Here is an 813-nt window from a genome sequence, read left to right as displayed (position 1 = left end):
TCGCCTGCGCGGCGCAGAGCGAGCGGACCCGCGTCTGCCTGCTGCGGACCGGCGTCGTGCTTGCGCCTAAAGGCGGCATTCTGGCGAAGATGCTTCCCCCTTTCCGGCTAGGACTCGGTGGCCCCATTGGTAATGGCCGTCAGTATATGGCCTGGATCCATATCGACGATATGGTCAACGGGATTCTCTGGCTGCTGGATAACGATCTGCGCGGGCCGTTCAATATGGTTGCACCATATCCGGTGCGTAATGAACAGTTTGCTCACGCACTGGGGCATGCCCTGCACCGTCCGGCAATTTTGCGCGTGCCTGCCACGGTCATTCGTCTGCTGATGGGTGAAGCGTCTGTTCTGGTATTAGGCGGACAGAGAGCGCTGCCAAAACGACTGGAAGCGGCCGGGTTTGCGTTCCGCTGGTATGAATTAGAAGAAGCGCTGGGGGATGTGGTGGGGTAAAGCTTAGGAATAAGTAATATAAGTTAGGGAGGGTATAATTATTTACCGGAATTAATTATAGTCCTAATAGATTTTAATTCATATATTAGGACCATAACTACAATTCACGCTGGAATAAGCGACAACTCTTCCCAACATTGTTTATACTTATCTTTAAAGTCATCCTCAGGAATAACTACCAAGCCGAGATCTAAATAATAACAATATACTCTACTCAGCTCCTCTTCCAGGTTAAAATTATCTATATCGTATGGATATTGTGGAGTAAAAATAAAGCTATATGCCCACCTATTAAACGAGGAACCGGCATAAATGAATTTTGGCAAGTTATCACGAGTTATAGATATATTATTGTATA

2 protein-coding genes are annotated in these 813 nt (G+C 47.2%); one reads left to right on the top strand and one right to left on the bottom strand.

Going from position 1 to position 813, the window contains the following annotated elements:
• A partial coding sequence (locus INF68_RS21850; protein WP_193525450.1) for a DUF1731 domain-containing protein occupies positions 1–455 on the top strand: 455 nt, incomplete at its 5' end.
• Positions 456–559: 104 nt separating this feature from the next.
• Here the strand turns inward: INF68_RS21850 and INF68_RS23355 are convergent.
• The coding region (locus INF68_RS23355) for a hypothetical protein (RefSeq protein WP_227412944.1) at positions 560–813 on the bottom strand (254 nt) is incomplete at its 5' end.

The sequence above is a fragment of the Enterobacter cloacae complex sp. P16RS2 genome (assembly GCF_014982155.1).
GTDB lineage: Bacteria > Pseudomonadota > Gammaproteobacteria > Enterobacterales > Enterobacteriaceae > Enterobacter > Enterobacter cloacae_M.
This window is presented reverse-complemented; position numbering and strand designations above follow the sequence as displayed.